Consider the following 14,642-nt stretch of genomic DNA (forward strand, 5'->3'; position numbering starts at 1 on the left):
TTATGCGTAAATCTCGTTTTTGGCAGTTGAGTGGTTTGTTATTAACGTCCTTATTGCTTTCAGGTTGCGTGACCGTGCCTGATTCAGTGAAGGGAACGTCGGCAATGCCGCAGCAGGATCTGGTGCGAGTGCTTAATGCGCCACAGCTCTATGTCGGGCAGGAATCGCGCTTCGGCGGTAAAGTGATTAGCGTCAGTAACAAGAACGGCATGACCCGTCTTGAGATTGCCGCTATGCGTCTGGATGATACAGCACGTCCGATTTTAGGGTCGGCGACGATCGGTCGCGTGTTCGCTGACGTCAACGGCTTTGTCGATCCGATTAACTTCAATAATCAAATGGTCACCGTTGTCGGGCCTATCGCCGGGATTGAAAAAGGCAAAATTGGTGATGCTAACTACAACTTTGTTGTAGTGAAAGTAACAGGTTACCAGCGCTGGCATAGGGTGCAGCAAGTTGTATCGGCACCGCAGCCGATTGACCCGTGGATCTGGTATGGTCCCGGTTATGGTCGCCGCCACGGCGGATACTGGGGCCCACCGCCCTGGGGCTATTACTCCCCGGCACCGGCGCAGGTTCAGACAATCCTGACCGAGTAGTCGTGCTGTAGCGAAATTTTCACGGCATATCCGCTGTGTTTCAGCGGGTGTGCCTTTTTTTTGTTTACTTTTCTCCCGGTGAGAAATTTTTAGTGATGGGCTTCGCAACCTCAAAACGGAGAGCTGAGCAAACTGGTACGCTGAGTTAAAATAATGTTAACAGAAATCAGAGGCTGAGCTGCGATGACTACTAATACTCATTTTCGAGGTGACTCCTTGCAAAAGGTCTGGCTTAACCGTTATCCGGCCGATGTTCCGGCAGAAATTAATGCGGACCGTTACCGCTCTCTCATTGACCTGTTTGAACACGCGGTACTGCGTTATGCCGAACAGACGGCGTTCATCAATATGGGGCAGAGCCTGTCTTACCGACAGCTTGATATTCGCAGCCGGGCGTTTGCCGCCTATCTGCAACAGGAACTGGGGCTGAAGAAAGGCGACCGTGTGGCGCTGATGATGCCCAACCTGCTGCAATATCCCATCGCCCTGTTTGGCATACTGCGAGCGGGAATGACGGTGGTCAACGTTAACCCGCTTTATACCCCGCGAGAATTAGAACATCAGCTGAATGACAGCGGTGCCAGCGCTATTGTGATTGTCTCCAACTTTGCCCACACGCTGGAAAAAGTTGTCGCGAAAACGCAGGTTAAGCATGTGATCCTCACCCGGCTTGGCGATCAGCTGTCAACGGCAAAGGGCACGCTGGTCAACTTCGTGGTGAAGTACATCAAAAAGATGGTGCCCAAGTATCATCTGCCGGGTGCGATCTCATTCCGACAGGCGTTGCAGCGCGGGGCGACTCTGGATTACACCAAGCCGGACGTCATTAATGACGACCTGGCGTTTCTGCAGTACACCGGTGGCACCACCGGCGTGGCGAAGGGAGCGATGCTCACCCACCGTAATATGCAGGCCAACCTTGAGCAGACCCGTGCCACCTACGGTTCTTTGTTGAAAGAAGGGCAGGAGACGGTGGTTACGGCACTGCCGCTGTACCATATCTTCGCGCTGACGGTTAACTGCCTGCTGTTTATCGATCTCGGCGGTGCCAATCTGCTGATCACCAACCCGCGTGATATTCCGGGCCTGGTTAAGGAGCTCGCAAAATACCCCTTCACCGCCATTACCGGCGTTAACACGCTGTTCAATGCGCTGCTGAACGATGAAGGCTTCAACAAGCTGGATTTCTCCAGCCTCAGTCTTTCGGCAGGGGGCGGGATGGCGGTACAGAAGTCCGTTGCTGAGCGCTGGGAAAAACTGACCGGGCACTATCTGCTGGAGGGTTACGGCCTGACGGAGTGCTCGCCGCTGGTTTCGGTCAACCCGTACGATATCCAGTGCCACAACGGCAGTATCGGCCTGCCGGTGCCGTCGACCGATGTGAAGCTGGTTGACGATGAGGGCAATGAGGTCGCGCCAGGTGAACCAGGCGAGCTGTGCATTAAAGGACCGCAGGTGATGCTGGGCTACTGGCAGCGCCCTGACGCGACGGATGAAGTTTTAAAAAATGGATGGCTTCGCAGCGGCGATATTGTTACCGTTGATCATGAAGGCTTTCTTCGCATCGTTGACCGCAAAAAAGACATGATTCTGGTTTCCGGGTTTAATGTTTATCCCAATGAAATCGAAGATGTGCTGATGCTGCATCCTAAAGTGCGGGAAGCCGCCGCAATCGGCGTTCCCAATGACGTAGCCGGCGAGTCGGTGAAAATATGCGTGGTGAAGAAGGATGCTTCCCTGACCAAAGAAGAGCTGATTGCGCACTGTAAAAAGTATCTGACGGGATATAAAGTTCCGAAAATTGTGGAGTTCCGTGAAGAGCTGCCGAAGACCAACGTCGGAAAAATTCTGCGCCGGGAACTGCGCGATGAAGCGATTAAGGCGGCGCAAAAAACGGCAGTCTGAGGGAACGACTGCGCGATATCGATACTCCGTTGCTATCCGGCTGCATCATCGTTTTGGTCGGGGCGACGGGGACAAAAATGCCGGGATGCACCCGGCATTATTATTTCTAACACCTGCACAGGCAGGCCGCGATGCTGCCTGCGACAAGAGACTGTTATTTTGAATTACACCATGATTACCAGCAACGAAGCGCTGGCCGAGATTTGCCAGCGCGCCCGTCAGGTTTCGGCACTGGCGCTGGATACCGAATTTGTTCGCACGCGCACCTATTATCCCCGGCTGGGCCTGATCCAACTTTTCGACGGTGAGACGATTTCGCTAATCGATCCGCTGACCATCGGAGACTGGAAACCCTTCCGTGACCTGTTGCAGGATCGTGAAATCGTTAAGTTCCTGCACGCCGGGAGCGAAGACCTGGAAGTGTTCCTGCATGAGTTTGGCGTACTTCCCGACCCGATGATTGATACTCAGATCCTTGCTGCGTTTTCCGGTCGCCCCCTTTCCTGCGGATTTGCCACTATCGTGGAATCCTTTACCGGTATCGCCCTGGACAAGAGCGAATCTCGTACCGACTGGATGGCGCGCCCGCTGACGGAAAAACAGTGTCAGTACGCTGCTGCGGACGTTTTCTATCTGCTGCCTATCGCGCAGAAGCTGATGGCTGAAACGGAAGCCGCCGGGCAGATGGCTGCTGCACTGGATGAATGCCGCCTGCTGTGCCAGCGTCGTACCGCACAGCTCGACCCGCAGGAAGCTTATCGTGAAATTACCAACGCCTGGCAGCTGCGACCGCGCCAGCTGGCCGCGTTACGTCTGATGGCCGCCTGGCGTCTGGAGACGGCGCGCGAAAAGGATATGGCGGTGAATTTCGTGGTGCGTGAAGAGAATTTATGGAAAATTGCGCGCTACCTGCCGGGCTCGCTGGGCGAGCTGGAACATCTCGGCGTGCCGGGGCAGGAGATCCGCTTCCATGGACGGGCGCTGCTGGCAATGGTGGCGAAAGCCGAAGCGCTGGACGAGAGCGAACTGCCGGAGCCGGTTGCTAATCTGATTGACCATCCGCGCTATAAGTCGGTGTTCAAAGCGATTAAAGCGCTGGTGGCCAGTGCGGCGGAACAGCATGGTGTCAGCCAGGAGCTGCTGGCATCACGCCGTCAGATTAATCAGCTACTGAGCTGGTACTGGAAATTAAAACCGCGGGATCGTAAACCGGAGCTGATCGATGGCTGGCGGGGCACGCTTCTGGAGGCGGGAATTAACGAAATCCTCAGCGCTGACTGATCGCAAACAATTTTCCCCTGCATTATCGCAGGGGAAGATTATGAACAGGGAAGGGTCATTTATCGGGTTCTTCCGACTCAGGCAGCGTGACGTTCAGCTCCAGAATGGAAATATCACCCTCTTTTTGATCCAGCTTGACGCTCAGCATCTCTGGATCGATTTTTACGTATCTGCAAATGACTTCCAGAAGATCCTTCTTTAACTGAGGCAGATATTGGGGCTCACTGTCCCCCCTTCTGCGTTCTGCAACGATAATCTGCAGCCGTTCCTTGGCTATGTTTGCAGTGCTCTTTTTTCGGGATAAAAAGAAGTCGAGTAAGGCCATGGTTTATCCCCCAAACAGGCGTTTCAGGAATCCCTTCTTCTCTTCTTCAATGAAGCGGAAGGGGCGTTCTTCTCCAAGAAGGCGGTCAACGGTATCAGCATAGGCTTTGCCTGCATCGGATTCGGTATCGAGGATGACAGGTTCACCCTGGTTTGAGGCGCGCAGTACGGACTGATCCTCAGGGATGACACCGACCAGAGGAATGCGCAGAATTTCCAGCACGTCTTCCATGCTCAGCATATCGCCACGACTCACGCGGCCCGGGTTGTAACGGGTCAGCAGTAAATGCTCTTTGATGGCATCCTGCGAATTTTCCGCCCGGCGAGACTTCGACGACAGAATACCGAGGATACGATCGGAGTCACGCACGGAAGATACTTCCGGGTTAGTGGTGATCACCGCTTCATCAGCGAAATAGAGCGCCATCAGCGCGCCGGTTTCAATACCTGCCGGTGAATCACAAATGACAAAGTCGAACTCCATAGCGGCGAGATCGTTCAGCACTTTCTCCACGCCTTCGCGGGTCAGTGCGTCTTTATCACGCGTTTGTGATGCGGGCAAAATAAACAAATTTTCAGTGCGCTTATCTTTGATTAACGCCTGATTCAGCGTGGCATCACCCTGGATCACGTTGACGAAGTCATAAACAACGCGGCGCTCACAGCCCATTATCAAATCGAGGTTACGCAGGCCGATATCAAAGTCGATAACAACCGTCTTTTTTCCTTTTTGCGCTAAACCGGTAGCGATGGCCGCGCTGGACGTGGTTTTACCAACGCCTCCTTTACCCGATGTAACAACAATTATGCGTGCCATATAGTAATTTCCTTAGAAAAGAAAGGGCTTGCGAGCATGGCTCAGTTCAGTGTCTGGATGGTCAGCTCACCGTCTTTGAGACAAAGACGAGAGGCTTTTCCGAAAAACTCGTTCGGTATCTGGTCCATAATCCAGTACACACCGCCTATGGAAACCAGCTCCGCTGATAAATTAGTGCAAAAAATCTGGCTGCCTTTGTCGCCACCGGCTCCGGCGAGGGCGCGGCCGCGCATCATGCCATAAATATGAATATTGCCATCCGCAATCAGTTCGGCACCCGCACTGACATTATTCGTGACGATGAGATCGCAGTTTTTGGCATAGATTTGTTGCCCGGAACGTACAGGCGTGGAAATCACCCGGGTTCTCTCGACCGAGGGTTCAGCCGCTGCTACAGCGACTGTGGGTGCTACAACCGGAACTTCGGGTTGCACATCACCCGCAGGTTTTTTTTCTTTACCTTCGGTTAATAATGGCAGCCCTGAACGTGAAATCGTGCGCTTTAACTGTTCGTCTTTACAGCCGCTGACGCCGACGATATGCAGGCCTGAACCCACAATGGCCTGCTGCATCTGCCGCCAGTTAACATCGCGGGTTAACGCTGAGACATTGACAACGACGGGCGCATTTCTCAGAAAGGCCGGAGCCTGGCTGACCTTTTCCGCCAGCGCCTTACGGACGGTGGCAGGATCGGTATGGTGCAAATGTAGGACAGAAAGTGTAAAACTGCTGCCCTTTAACTCAATTGGCGATTGTGGCATCTGTCCCGTTCAGTCCTGTTATTTATCATCCCGTCTAAAATAGCCGCACATTGTGCTGGTTAATCAAATCAGGACAATATTCCGAAGTTCTGCAAGCATGTTATAGTTACTGTAATATCCAGGCAAGCTACCTTCCAGGTTAATTCGAGTAAAAAATATGTTTTGTGTGATCTATCGAAGTACTAAACGCGACCAGACTTATCTTTATGTCGAAAAAAAAGACGATTTTTCCCGGGTCCCTGAAGCTCTGATGAATGGCTTTGGCAAACCGCAGCTGGCGATGCTGCTGCCGCTGGACGGCAGTAAGAAGCTGGTGGGCGCTGATATCGAAAAAGTTAAAGCCGCATTACGTGATGAAGGATTTTATTTACAAATGCCGCCGCCGCCGGAAAGTCTGCTTAAGATGCATCTGGAAAACCATAAAAAAGTTTAACTAGGAATCGTCTGTAAATATATCACCGGCGCCGGGTTGAGCATTTAAATCCGGCGCGGGTGAAGTGATTAAAGGATGCATGCATGAAATTGCCACTCCTTACCACGCTGTTAACTTTGTTGTCTATTTCGAGCAGCATGAGTTTAAGTTATGCTGCAATCCCACCTGTCGCATTATCTTCTTCGGGCAGTGCTACGCTGTCGCAGCAGGGGCGCGATCCCGCACAGTTCCCCGGCTATGTTGAACAGCTTAAAGCCACCGCTCGCCTGCAGGGTTTCAACCAGGCGACGATCGATACCGCCTTCACCGGCATTCATTTTGTTGACCGTGCGATACAATCCGATCGCAGCCAGCTCGAACATAAAGTGACGCTTAACGATTATCTCAGCCGCGTACTGACCCTGGGCAAAATTGAAAAGGGGCGTGACAGGCTCACTGCGTATCGTGCTCAGCTGGATAGCGTTGCGGCAGCGTCGGGTGTTTCGCCTTCGTATATTGTTGCGCTGTGGGCAATGGAGAGCCAGTTTGGCACCATTCAGGGCAAAGAGGACGTGATTTCCGCACTCGCGACATTAGCTTTTGAGGGGCGTCGTGAAGCGTTTTTCACAAAAGAGCTGATGGCCGCGTTGAAAATCATTCAGCAGCAGGGCATGACAGCAGATGAACTGAAGGGATCGTGGGCGGGTGCGATGGGGCAAAGCCAGTTTATGCCCAGCTCGTTCCTGAACTACGGTAAGGACGGCGACGGCGACGGTAAAATAGATATCTGGAGTAACGTTGACGACGTGTTTGCCTCCATCGCCAACTATCTGCAGAAAGAAGGCTGGAAAGCCGGGCAGGGATGGGGAACGGAAGTCACCCTGCCACAGGGATTTGATACCGAATTAAGCGGCCTGAAAAACGCGCAGGCGAAAACGCCGCTACAGTGGCAGCAGATTGGCGTAACCGTCAAAGCGGCATCGCAGGGAAATGCACCCGGACGTGCGTGGATCATCACGCCTGAAGATGGTGACGGTCGTTCATTTATGGTTTATGACAATTTCCGTACGCTAATGCACTGGAATCGATCTTATTATTTTGCCATTAGTATTGGCATGATGGCCGATGCTATCGCACAGTAAAACGGGGTGGTCTCGGTTTATAGTCGAGGCTGCCGTTCAACAAAGCAGGGGAAAAACATGTATCAGCATCACAACTGGCAAGGCGCATTGTTAGATTTTCCGGTCAATAAAGTGGTTTGCGTTGGCAGTAACTACGCCAAACATATAAAAGAGATGGGCAGCGCGACCCCGACCGAACCTGTACTGTTTATCAAACCGGAAACCGCGCTGTGCGATATCCGTCAGCCGTTATCCATCCCGCAGGGTCTCGGTGCCGTACATCATGAAGTCGAACTGGCGGTGCTGATTGGTGCCACGTTAAAACATGCCAGCGAAGAGCATGTGGCTCAGGCGATTGCAGGCTACGGCGTAGCGCTGGATTTAACCCTGCGCGACGTCCAGGCGGGCTGTAAAAAGGCCGGTCAGCCGTGGGAGAAAGCGAAAGGGTTTGATAACTCCTGCCCAATCTCCGGTTTCATCCCGCGCAGTGAATTTACTGCCGATCCGCAAAACGTTGAGCTTAAGCTTACCGTCAACGGCGAAGTTCGCCAGCAAGGCAGTACCGCCGATATGATCCACCAAATCCTGCCGCTGATTGCCTATATGAGCAAGTTTTTCACCCTGCGCGCTGGCGATGTGATCCTGACCGGTACGCCAGAAGGCGTTGGACCGATGGTCTCTGGCGATAAGCTGGAACTGTCGCTCGGCGGCCACGGTATTGCTACCCGAGTACTGTAAAACTTGCATACTCAGCCCAAACCCTTTATAAGGTGCGGGTTTTTACTTTTACCGGACACCGACATGACTGATAACCCTTTCTGGCAGCAAAAAACGCTGGAGCAGATGAGCGATGAGGAATGGGAATCCCTGTGCGATGGCTGTGGTCAGTGCTGCCTGAACAAGCTGCAGGATGCCGACACGGATGAAATTTACTTTACCAATGTCGCCTGTAACCAGCTGAACATCAAAACCTGCCAGTGCCGAAACTATGAGCACCGTTTTGAGCTGGAAGAGGACTGCATCAAGCTGACGCGTGACAATCTGCCGACTTTTTCGTGGCTGCCGCCAAGCTGTGCCTATCGCGTGCTGGCAGAAGGCAAAACGCTGCCGGTCTGGCACCCTTTACGGAAGGGATCGCGTGCGGCAATGCACGCAGCAAGGATCTCAGTGCGCCATATTGCGGTACATGAAAGTGAAGTGGTGGACTGGGAAGAGCACATCATCAATCGTCCACGTGGGTACGGCAACTGAGTATCAGTCAGTCGCGTAAAGAGAATAAGGCCAGCATATTTGCTGGCCTTATCATTTAGCGCGAGAACAAATCGCGTTTTTTCGGTTTAAACGCCTGGGCTATCAGCACCAGCACGGCCACTAATAAATAGGCAGCAAAAATGCCTACCAGCCACTGCGGCATACTCATGTTCAGCAGCGTCCATGAACGTTCTGCACAGTCGCCGCTGGCAACGAATACCGAAGGCAGCCATTTATCCAGCGGCAGCCAGGACGGGAAACGTGCCGCAAAGTCGCAGGTCACGAAGGGTGACGGATGCAACTGCAGCATGGTGTGTTCCCAGGCCAGACGAACACCTTCCCACGCACTGTACAGCCAGATCAGAATCGCCACCCAGCGCAGCGGCGTTTTTGGTGCGATAGCGCCAACGAGACCGGCGCCCATAATACCGAACAGCGCGCAACGTTCGTAAATGCACATTACGCAGGGTTTAAGCAACATCACATGCTGAAAATAGAGCGCCGTCAATTCGAGGGCAAAAGCAGTAAACGCCATTAACAGCCAGGCACCCCGGCCATATGAACAGCGATTCAGGTATCTCAACATAAGTCTATCCGTGTAGTAAGCGTTGATTCGGCAGTGTAAACCAAATGCCGCCGTATTCCAGCCTCGTGGCAAGAAAAATTTAGGCAGTAAAATGACTTAAATTAAAACTGGTACGAAAAAAGACGCTGGCGAAGACACGTGTTCAATCCGAACGGACAAAAGTGAAAAAACGCCGGATAAAGACCAGGATAAAGCTTATTTTTTTGCTGGCGATCGACATTTTCCTCTTGCCATGAGCTATGTGTAGCCTGGGGCCTCTGGTATGATGAGATGAATTTTTGCAGTTATGAACGCAATGGAAACAAAAAGCTTATGGTCATCAAGGCACAGAGCCCTGCCGGTTTCGCGGAAGAATATATAATAGAAAGTATCTGGAATAACCGTTTTCCCCCTGGCTCGATACTGCCTGCTGAACGTGAACTCTCTGAGTTAATTGGCGTTACGCGCACCACGCTTCGTGAAGTGTTGCAGCGTCTGGCACGCGATGGCTGGCTGACTATTCAGCACGGTAAACCGACGCGAGTGAATAACTTCTGGGAAACCTCCGGTCTGAGCATTCTTGAAACGCTAGCCCGGCTTGATCATGACAGCGTGCCTCAGCTGATTGATAATCTGCTCTCCGTGCGTACCGATATTTCCTCCATCTTTATTCGACGGGCGATTCGCAGTTATCCTGAAAAGGCGAAAGAAGTGCTGGAAACCGCCCGCGATATTGACGACCACGCGGAAGCCTACACCGAGCTGGATTACAGTATCTTCCGTGGCCTTGCGTTTGCTTCCGGTAACCCGATCTACGGTTTAATACTTAATGGACTCAGAGGGTTGTATACCCGGGTTGGCCGTCACTACTTCTCCAACCCTGAAGCCCGCCGCGTAGCGCAGGATTTTTATCAGCACCTGCTGCATATCTGTCATTCTCACGAGCACGAACAGATCGCCGACATCGTACGCGACTACGGTCGCCGCAGTGGTGAAATCTGGCATGCTATGCAGACTAGTATGCCGACGGACTTGCCGCCGCCGCGCCGCTAACGGTCAGCTCAATATAAAACGCCCCCGAATGAAATCTATTCTTCGGGGGCGTTTTTAGTTAAACAGACGTCAGAAAAAAGTCGTCAGAGCGGGGTACTCGGGCGCGGTGGGCAGCGGTCAAGAATTTCAGTGCTACCATCTTCATTCTGCTGTTCAAGCGTGACGTCAAAGCCCCAAAGCCGATGAACGTGCTTGAGAACCTCGCGGCGACTTTTATCCAGAGGAGCGCGATGTTGCGGCACGTAGCGCAGCGTCAGCGAACGGTCACCGCGCAGGTCTACATCGTAAACCTGAATGTTAGGCTCCAGATTGCTCAGATTGTACTGCGCGGAAAGCTGCTGCCGAATGGCCCGATAACCCGCCTCATCATGAATTGCGGCAATCTCCAGATAGTTGTTGCGATCGTCATCCATTACGGTGAACAGGCGGAAATCTCGCATCACCTTCGGTGACAGGAACTGGCTGATAAAACTCTCGTCCTTAAACTCGCGCATGGCAAAATGCAGGGTTTCCAGCCAGTCTTTACCGGCAATATCGGGGAACCAGTAGCGGTCCTCCTCGGTCGGATGCTGGCAGATGCGCTGAATATCCTGGAACATAGCAAAGCCAAGAGCATAAGGGTTAATACCGTTGTACCACTGGCTGTTATACGGCGGTTGATACACCACATTGGTATGGCTGTGCAGAAACTCCAGCATAAAGCGCTCAGAGACTTTTCCTTCGTCATACAGATGATTCAGGATGGTGTAGTGCCAGAACGTTGCCCAGCCTTCGTTCATTACCTGAGTTTGCTTTTGCGGGTAAAAGTACTGGCTGACTTTTCTGACGATGCGCAGGCACTCACGCTGCCAGGGTTCCAGCAGTGGTGCGTTTTTCTCCATAAAGTACAGCAGATTTTCCTGCGGCTCAGACGGATAGCGGGCGGCTGAATACTGTGTTTCCTCGCGCTCACGGCGCGGCAGGGTACGCCACAGCATATTGACCTGGCTTTGCAGATATTCCTCGCGGCTCTTCTGTCGTGCTTTCTCTTCCTGTAGCGAAATCTTTTGCGGTCGTTTGTAGCGATCAACGCCGTAGTTCATCAGCGCATGGCAGGAATCCAGCAGCCGCTCAACCTGTTCAAGCCCGTAGCGTTCTTCACATTCGCTGATGTAGTTACGGGCGAAAATCAGATAGTCAACAATGGAGCTGGCATCGGTCCAGCTGCGGAACAGATAGTTATTTTTAAAGAAGGAGTTGTGACCATAGCAGGCATGCGCCATCACCAGCGCCTGCATGGTCATGGTGTTTTCTTCCATCAGGTAGGCGATGCAGGGGTTAGAGTTGATAACAATTTCATAGGCCAGCCCCTGCTGACCGTGCTTGTAGCGCTGTTCGGTTTCGATAAATTTTTTGCCGAACGACCAGTGCGCATAGTTGATTGGCATCCCCACGCTGGAGTAAGCATCCATCATCTGCTCTGAGGTAATGACCTCTATCTGATGAGGGTAGGTATCCAGTCGGTAGGATTTGGCAACGCGATCGATCTCTTTCAGATACACATCAAGCAGGTCGAACGTCCAGTCTGGTCCATCATTGAGTCGTTTGCTGTCCGTAATTGGAACGTCAAAGATCGTTGTCATAGCGCACCCCTTTTTATAAAACCGGTTTCTGGCGATACAGCACGTAGCGACAAAATGTCCGTTTTCATGTCAACTCACCCCCGCATTCGTGCCGCGTTGATAAGCCTGGAATAAAAGCCAATATCTCAATGATAGTTCACTGTCTCTTATCCCTCTCGTGAAAACAAATGAAATCTTCGACAGAAAATAGAGCGCGATTTAAAAAAAGATTTTTCCGTGATGGGAAATGCCCAAAAGTAACTATTTTTCAGAATTAAATCCTGTTTATAAACAAAAGATATGATGTGAAAGGTTTGTGCTGTCAACAGGCGTTTTATTCCAAAAAATGTTTTCAAGATGCTGTCATTATGAAAAATGAAGAATTTTTAACTGTATTCGTAGTGATATCTTGTTTTTATTCGCTGGCTGGGTGAAAAATATGTGAAATTTGTCAGCGGAGAGTGAGTGCTTTTTCTGGTGGTTTACTCGGTAATAAAAGCTCTCACGTAGTGTAATGTTCTTTTGAAAGCCAGATGGGGTTCGGTATGCGTGTTGTCATTCTCGGTAGTGGGGTGGTCGGCGTGGCCAGTGCGTGGTACCTGGCGCAGGCGGGCCACGAGGTTACGGTTATCGATCGCCAGCCGGATGCGGCGCTGGAAACCAGTGCCGGCAACGCCGGGCAGATATCTCCGGGCTATGCCGCACCGTGGGCAGCGCCGGGCGTGCCGCTGAAAGCGGTTAAATGGATGTTTCAGCGCCACGCGCCGTTGGCGATTCGCCTTGACGGCAGCCGCTTCCAGCTCGAGTGGATGTGGAAAATGCTGCGCAACTGCGACATGAGCCATTATCAGCAGAATAAAAGCCGTATGGTTCGCCTGTCCGAATACAGCCGTGACTGCCTGAAAGCGCTGCGTCGGGACACCGGTATCGCGTATGAAGGCCGCCAGGGCGGCACGTTACAGCTGTTCCGTACCGCGCAACAGTATGAGAGCGCGGCGAAGGATATTGCCGTGCTGAAAGACGCGGGCGTGCCCTATGAACTGCTGGAAGCCGCCGATTTAGCTCGGGTCGAACCTGCGCTGGCTACCACGCAGCATAAACTCACCGGCGGTCTGCGCCTGCCGAATGATGAAACCGGCGACTGCCAGCTCTTTACTCAGCGTCTGGCCAAAATGGCGGCGGAAGCGGGGGTGAACTTCCGTTTCAACATGCAGGTGGATGCACTGCTGCAGGAAGGAAACCAGATCCGCGGCGTGAAGTGCGGCGAGGAAATCATTACCGCAGATGCCTACGTGGTGGCTTTCGGATCGTTCTCCACCGCGTTGCTGCACGACATCGTCAAAATCCCGGTCTATCCGCTGAAAGGCTACTCGCTGACAGTACCGATTACCGACGAGAGCGCCGCGCCGGTTTCCACCGTGCTGGATGAGACTTATAAGGTGGCGATCACACGGTTTGATAATCGTATCCGCGTCGGCGGAATGGCGGAAATAGTTGGCTATAATACAAAATTATTACCGGCACGCCGCGGTACTTTGGAAATGGTGGTGCGCGATCTGTTCCCGCACGGGGGTAATGTTGCCGAGGCAACATTCTGGAGCGGGCTGCGCCCGATGACCCCGGACGGCACACCGATCGTGGGCCGTACCCCATTGAAAAACCTGTATCTTAATACCGGTCATGGTACTCTGGGCTGGACGATGGCCTGCGGCTCCGGTCAGCTTCTGGCGGATATTCTTACGGGTAAAACGCCGGCAATTATGGCGGAAGATCTGTCGGTAATGCGCTATTTGCCGGGCTATACGCCAACGCCGGCCCGCTCATTGCACGGTGCCAGTATCCGTTAACTTACCGTATTGAAAGTTCAAGGAGAGAGTATGTCGCGTCCGATTGTCGCAACGATCGATACCGCCGCGTTGCGGCAAAACCTGGCCGTTGCCCGCAAAGCCGCAGGCGGCTCGCGCCTGTGGTCAGTGGTTAAAGCCAATGCCTACGGGCACGGTATTGAGCGCGTCTGGCAGAGCCTGCAGGAAACAGACGGTTTTGGGCTGTTGGATCTTGAAGAGGCGATCCTGCTGCGCGAACGCGGATGGAAGAAACCTATCCTGCTGCTGGAAGGATTTTTCCACCCGGAGGATCTGGACATACTCGATCGCTATCGCCTGACCACCAGCGTGCACAGCAACTGGCAGATTCAGGCGCTGGCAAAGGCCAAACTCTCCGCACCGCTGGATATTTACCTCAAGATGAACAGCGGTATGAACCGGCTTGGCTTCCAGCCGGAGCAGGTGCATAACGCATGGCAGAAACTGCGTTCACTGCCTAACGTGGGTGAAATAACCCTGATGGCGCACTTCGCCGAAGCGGAAACAGCGGAAGGCATTGCCGAGCCTCTGCAACGCATTGAGCAGGCGGCTGAAGGGCTCGATTGCCCGCGCAGCCTAGCTAACTCAGCTGCGACACTGTGGCACCCACAAACTCACCACGACTGGGTTCGCCCTGGTATTATTCTCTATGGTGCGTCACCCAGCGGGCAGTGGCAGGACATCGCCGGTAACGGATTGAAGCCGGTGATGACCTTAACCAGTGAGATTATTGGCGTACAGCAGCTGGGGCCAGGGGCACGGGTCGGTTACGGTGGCCTTTATCGTGCCAGTGAGGAACAGCGCATTGGTGTGGTTGCCTGCGGCTACGCTGACGGCTATCCGCGCATATCACCAACCGGTACGCCGGTGATGGTTGATGGCGTCATGACCCGCATCGTTGGCCGCGTTTCCATGGATATGATTACCGTTGATTTAACGCCTTGCCCGCAGGCCGGCATCGGTAGCGCGGTAGAGCTGTGGGGGAATCACGTCAAGATAGATGATGTTGCAGCGGCATCCGGCACCGTCGGGTATGAGCTGATGTGTGCGCTCGCACCGAGAGTGCCGGTTGTTGTGGTGTGATAGT

15 protein-coding genes are annotated in these 14,642 nt (G+C 53.0%); 10 read left to right on the top strand and 5 right to left on the bottom strand.

Going from position 1 to position 14,642, the window contains the following annotated elements; genetic code table 11:
* The first annotated feature begins 2 nt into the window (after nucleotides 1-2).
* The 3 genes from JOE09_RS00380 (at nucleotide 3) to rnd (ending at nucleotide 3,785) form a co-directional block, all read left to right on the top strand.
* Nucleotides 3-599: a Slp family lipoprotein gene (locus JOE09_RS00380; RefSeq protein WP_205064384.1), complete on the top strand. Its 597-nt coding sequence runs from the start codon at nucleotides 3-5 to the stop codon at nucleotides 597-599.
* 216 nt (nucleotides 600-815) lie between these two features.
* Complete coding sequence (gene fadD / locus JOE09_RS00385; RefSeq protein WP_205065077.1) at nucleotides 816-2,504, top strand: long-chain-fatty-acid--CoA ligase FadD; 1,689 nt, start codon at nucleotides 816-818, stop codon at nucleotides 2,502-2,504.
* Between the two features lie 171 nt (nucleotides 2,505-2,675).
* The gene (gene rnd / locus JOE09_RS00390; protein WP_205065078.1) at nucleotides 2,676-3,785 is read left to right on the top strand and encodes a ribonuclease D; all 1,110 of its coding nucleotides are present in this window, start codon (nucleotides 2,676-2,678) and stop codon (nucleotides 3,783-3,785) included.
* A 55-nt stretch (nucleotides 3,786-3,840) separates the two neighbouring features.
* Here rnd and minE read toward each other — a convergent pair whose 3' ends face one another.
* From minE to minC, 3 genes are read right to left on the bottom strand one after another with little or no spacing between them, the layout of a single operon-like run.
* The gene (minE, locus tag JOE09_RS00395; RefSeq protein WP_200543856.1) at nucleotides 3,841-4,110 is read right to left on the bottom strand and encodes a cell division topological specificity factor MinE; all 270 of its coding nucleotides are present in this window, start codon (nucleotides 4,108-4,110) and stop codon (nucleotides 3,841-3,843) included.
* Between the two features lie 3 nt (nucleotides 4,111-4,113).
* Complete coding sequence (gene minD, locus JOE09_RS00400) at nucleotides 4,114-4,926, bottom strand: septum site-determining protein MinD (protein ID WP_200543854.1); 813 nt, start codon at nucleotides 4,924-4,926, stop codon at nucleotides 4,114-4,116.
* A 41-nt stretch (nucleotides 4,927-4,967) separates the two neighbouring features.
* Entirely contained in the window at nucleotides 4,968-5,687 is a 720-nt protein-coding gene (gene minC, locus JOE09_RS00405) for a septum site-determining protein MinC (RefSeq protein ID WP_205064385.1), read from the bottom strand.
* A gap of 157 nt (nucleotides 5,688-5,844) precedes the next feature.
* Between minC and JOE09_RS00410 the strand changes: the two genes are divergently transcribed.
* The 4 genes from JOE09_RS00410 to JOE09_RS00425 all read left to right on the top strand — a co-directional run bounded on the left by JOE09_RS00410 (nucleotide 5,845) and on the right by JOE09_RS00425 (nucleotide 8,471).
* Nucleotides 5,845-6,120, top strand: a complete 276-nt coding sequence (locus JOE09_RS00410) for a YcgL domain-containing protein (protein WP_105595260.1) — start codon at nucleotides 5,845-5,847, stop codon at nucleotides 6,118-6,120.
* Between the two features lie 83 nt (nucleotides 6,121-6,203).
* The gene (locus JOE09_RS00415; RefSeq protein ID WP_205064386.1) at nucleotides 6,204-7,241 is read left to right on the top strand and encodes a lytic murein transglycosylase; all 1,038 of its coding nucleotides are present in this window, start codon (nucleotides 6,204-6,206) and stop codon (nucleotides 7,239-7,241) included.
* Between the two features lie 57 nt (nucleotides 7,242-7,298).
* The gene (locus JOE09_RS00420; protein WP_205064387.1) at nucleotides 7,299-7,958 is read left to right on the top strand and encodes a fumarylacetoacetate hydrolase family protein; all 660 of its coding nucleotides are present in this window, start codon (nucleotides 7,299-7,301) and stop codon (nucleotides 7,956-7,958) included.
* A gap of 63 nt (nucleotides 7,959-8,021) precedes the next feature.
* Nucleotides 8,022-8,471, top strand: a complete 450-nt coding sequence (locus tag JOE09_RS00425; protein ID WP_105595257.1) for a YcgN family cysteine cluster protein — start codon at nucleotides 8,022-8,024, stop codon at nucleotides 8,469-8,471.
* A 55-nt stretch (nucleotides 8,472-8,526) separates the two neighbouring features.
* Here JOE09_RS00425 and dsbB read toward each other — a convergent pair whose 3' ends face one another.
* Entirely contained in the window at nucleotides 8,527-9,057 is a 531-nt protein-coding gene (dsbB, locus tag JOE09_RS00430) for a disulfide bond formation protein DsbB (RefSeq protein ID WP_105595256.1), read from the bottom strand.
* A 312-nt stretch (nucleotides 9,058-9,369) separates the two neighbouring features.
* Between dsbB and fadR the strand changes: the two genes are divergently transcribed.
* Complete coding sequence (gene fadR / locus JOE09_RS00435) at nucleotides 9,370-10,089, top strand: fatty acid metabolism transcriptional regulator FadR (RefSeq protein WP_205064388.1); 720 nt, start codon at nucleotides 9,370-9,372, stop codon at nucleotides 10,087-10,089.
* An 83-nt stretch (nucleotides 10,090-10,172) separates the two neighbouring features.
* Here the strand turns inward: fadR and JOE09_RS00440 are convergent, their stop codons facing one another.
* Nucleotides 10,173-11,711: a SpoVR family protein gene (locus tag JOE09_RS00440; RefSeq protein WP_200543844.1), complete on the bottom strand. Its 1,539-nt coding sequence runs from the start codon at nucleotides 11,709-11,711 to the stop codon at nucleotides 10,173-10,175.
* 524 nt (nucleotides 11,712-12,235) lie between these two features.
* Here JOE09_RS00440 and JOE09_RS00445 point away from each other — a divergent pair.
* Together JOE09_RS00445 and dadX are read left to right on the top strand one after the other, a co-directional pair.
* Nucleotides 12,236-13,537, top strand: coding sequence for a D-amino acid dehydrogenase (locus JOE09_RS00445; RefSeq protein WP_205064389.1), 1,302 nt, complete (start codon nucleotides 12,236-12,238; stop codon nucleotides 13,535-13,537).
* 30 nt (nucleotides 13,538-13,567) lie between these two features.
* The gene (gene dadX / locus JOE09_RS00450) at nucleotides 13,568-14,638 is read left to right on the top strand and encodes a catabolic alanine racemase DadX (protein ID WP_200543841.1); all 1,071 of its coding nucleotides are present in this window, start codon (nucleotides 13,568-13,570) and stop codon (nucleotides 14,636-14,638) included.
* Nucleotides 14,639-14,642 lie beyond the last annotated feature (4 nt).

This window comes from Pantoea coffeiphila (genome assembly GCF_016909495.1).
GTDB lineage: Bacteria > Pseudomonadota > Gammaproteobacteria > Enterobacterales > Enterobacteriaceae > Erwinia > Erwinia coffeiphila.

Coding starts and splice junctions, on each gene's coding strand:
- JOE09_RS00380 (WP_205064384.1), top strand. CDS start 3: ATGCGTAAATCTCGTTTTTGGCAGTTGAGTGGTTTGTTATTAACGTCC.
- JOE09_RS00410 (WP_105595260.1), top strand. CDS start 5,845: ATGTTTTGTGTGATCTATCGAAGTACTAAACGCGACCAGACTTATCTT.
- rnd (WP_205065078.1), top strand. CDS start 2,676: ATGATTACCAGCAACGAAGCGCTGGCCGAGATTTGCCAGCGCGCCCGT.
- JOE09_RS00425 (WP_105595257.1), top strand. CDS start 8,022: ATGACTGATAACCCTTTCTGGCAGCAAAAAACGCTGGAGCAGATGAGC.
- JOE09_RS00420 (WP_205064387.1), top strand. CDS start 7,299: ATGTATCAGCATCACAACTGGCAAGGCGCATTGTTAGATTTTCCGGTC.
- minC (WP_205064385.1), bottom strand. CDS start 5,687: ATGCCACAATCGCCAATTGAGTTAAAGGGCAGCAGTTTTACACTTTCT.
- dsbB (WP_105595256.1), bottom strand. CDS start 9,057: ATGTTGAGATACCTGAATCGCTGTTCATATGGCCGGGGTGCCTGGCTG.
- dadX (WP_200543841.1), top strand. CDS start 13,568: ATGTCGCGTCCGATTGTCGCAACGATCGATACCGCCGCGTTGCGGCAA.
- minE (WP_200543856.1), bottom strand. CDS start 4,110: ATGGCCTTACTCGACTTCTTTTTATCCCGAAAAAAGAGCACTGCAAAC.
- JOE09_RS00415 (WP_205064386.1), top strand. CDS start 6,204: ATGAAATTGCCACTCCTTACCACGCTGTTAACTTTGTTGTCTATTTCG.
- JOE09_RS00440 (WP_200543844.1), bottom strand. CDS start 11,711: ATGACAACGATCTTTGACGTTCCAATTACGGACAGCAAACGACTCAAT.
- JOE09_RS00445 (WP_205064389.1), top strand. CDS start 12,236: ATGCGTGTTGTCATTCTCGGTAGTGGGGTGGTCGGCGTGGCCAGTGCG.
- fadR (WP_205064388.1), top strand. CDS start 9,370: ATGGTCATCAAGGCACAGAGCCCTGCCGGTTTCGCGGAAGAATATATA.
- minD (WP_200543854.1), bottom strand. CDS start 4,926: ATGGCACGCATAATTGTTGTTACATCGGGTAAAGGAGGCGTTGGTAAA.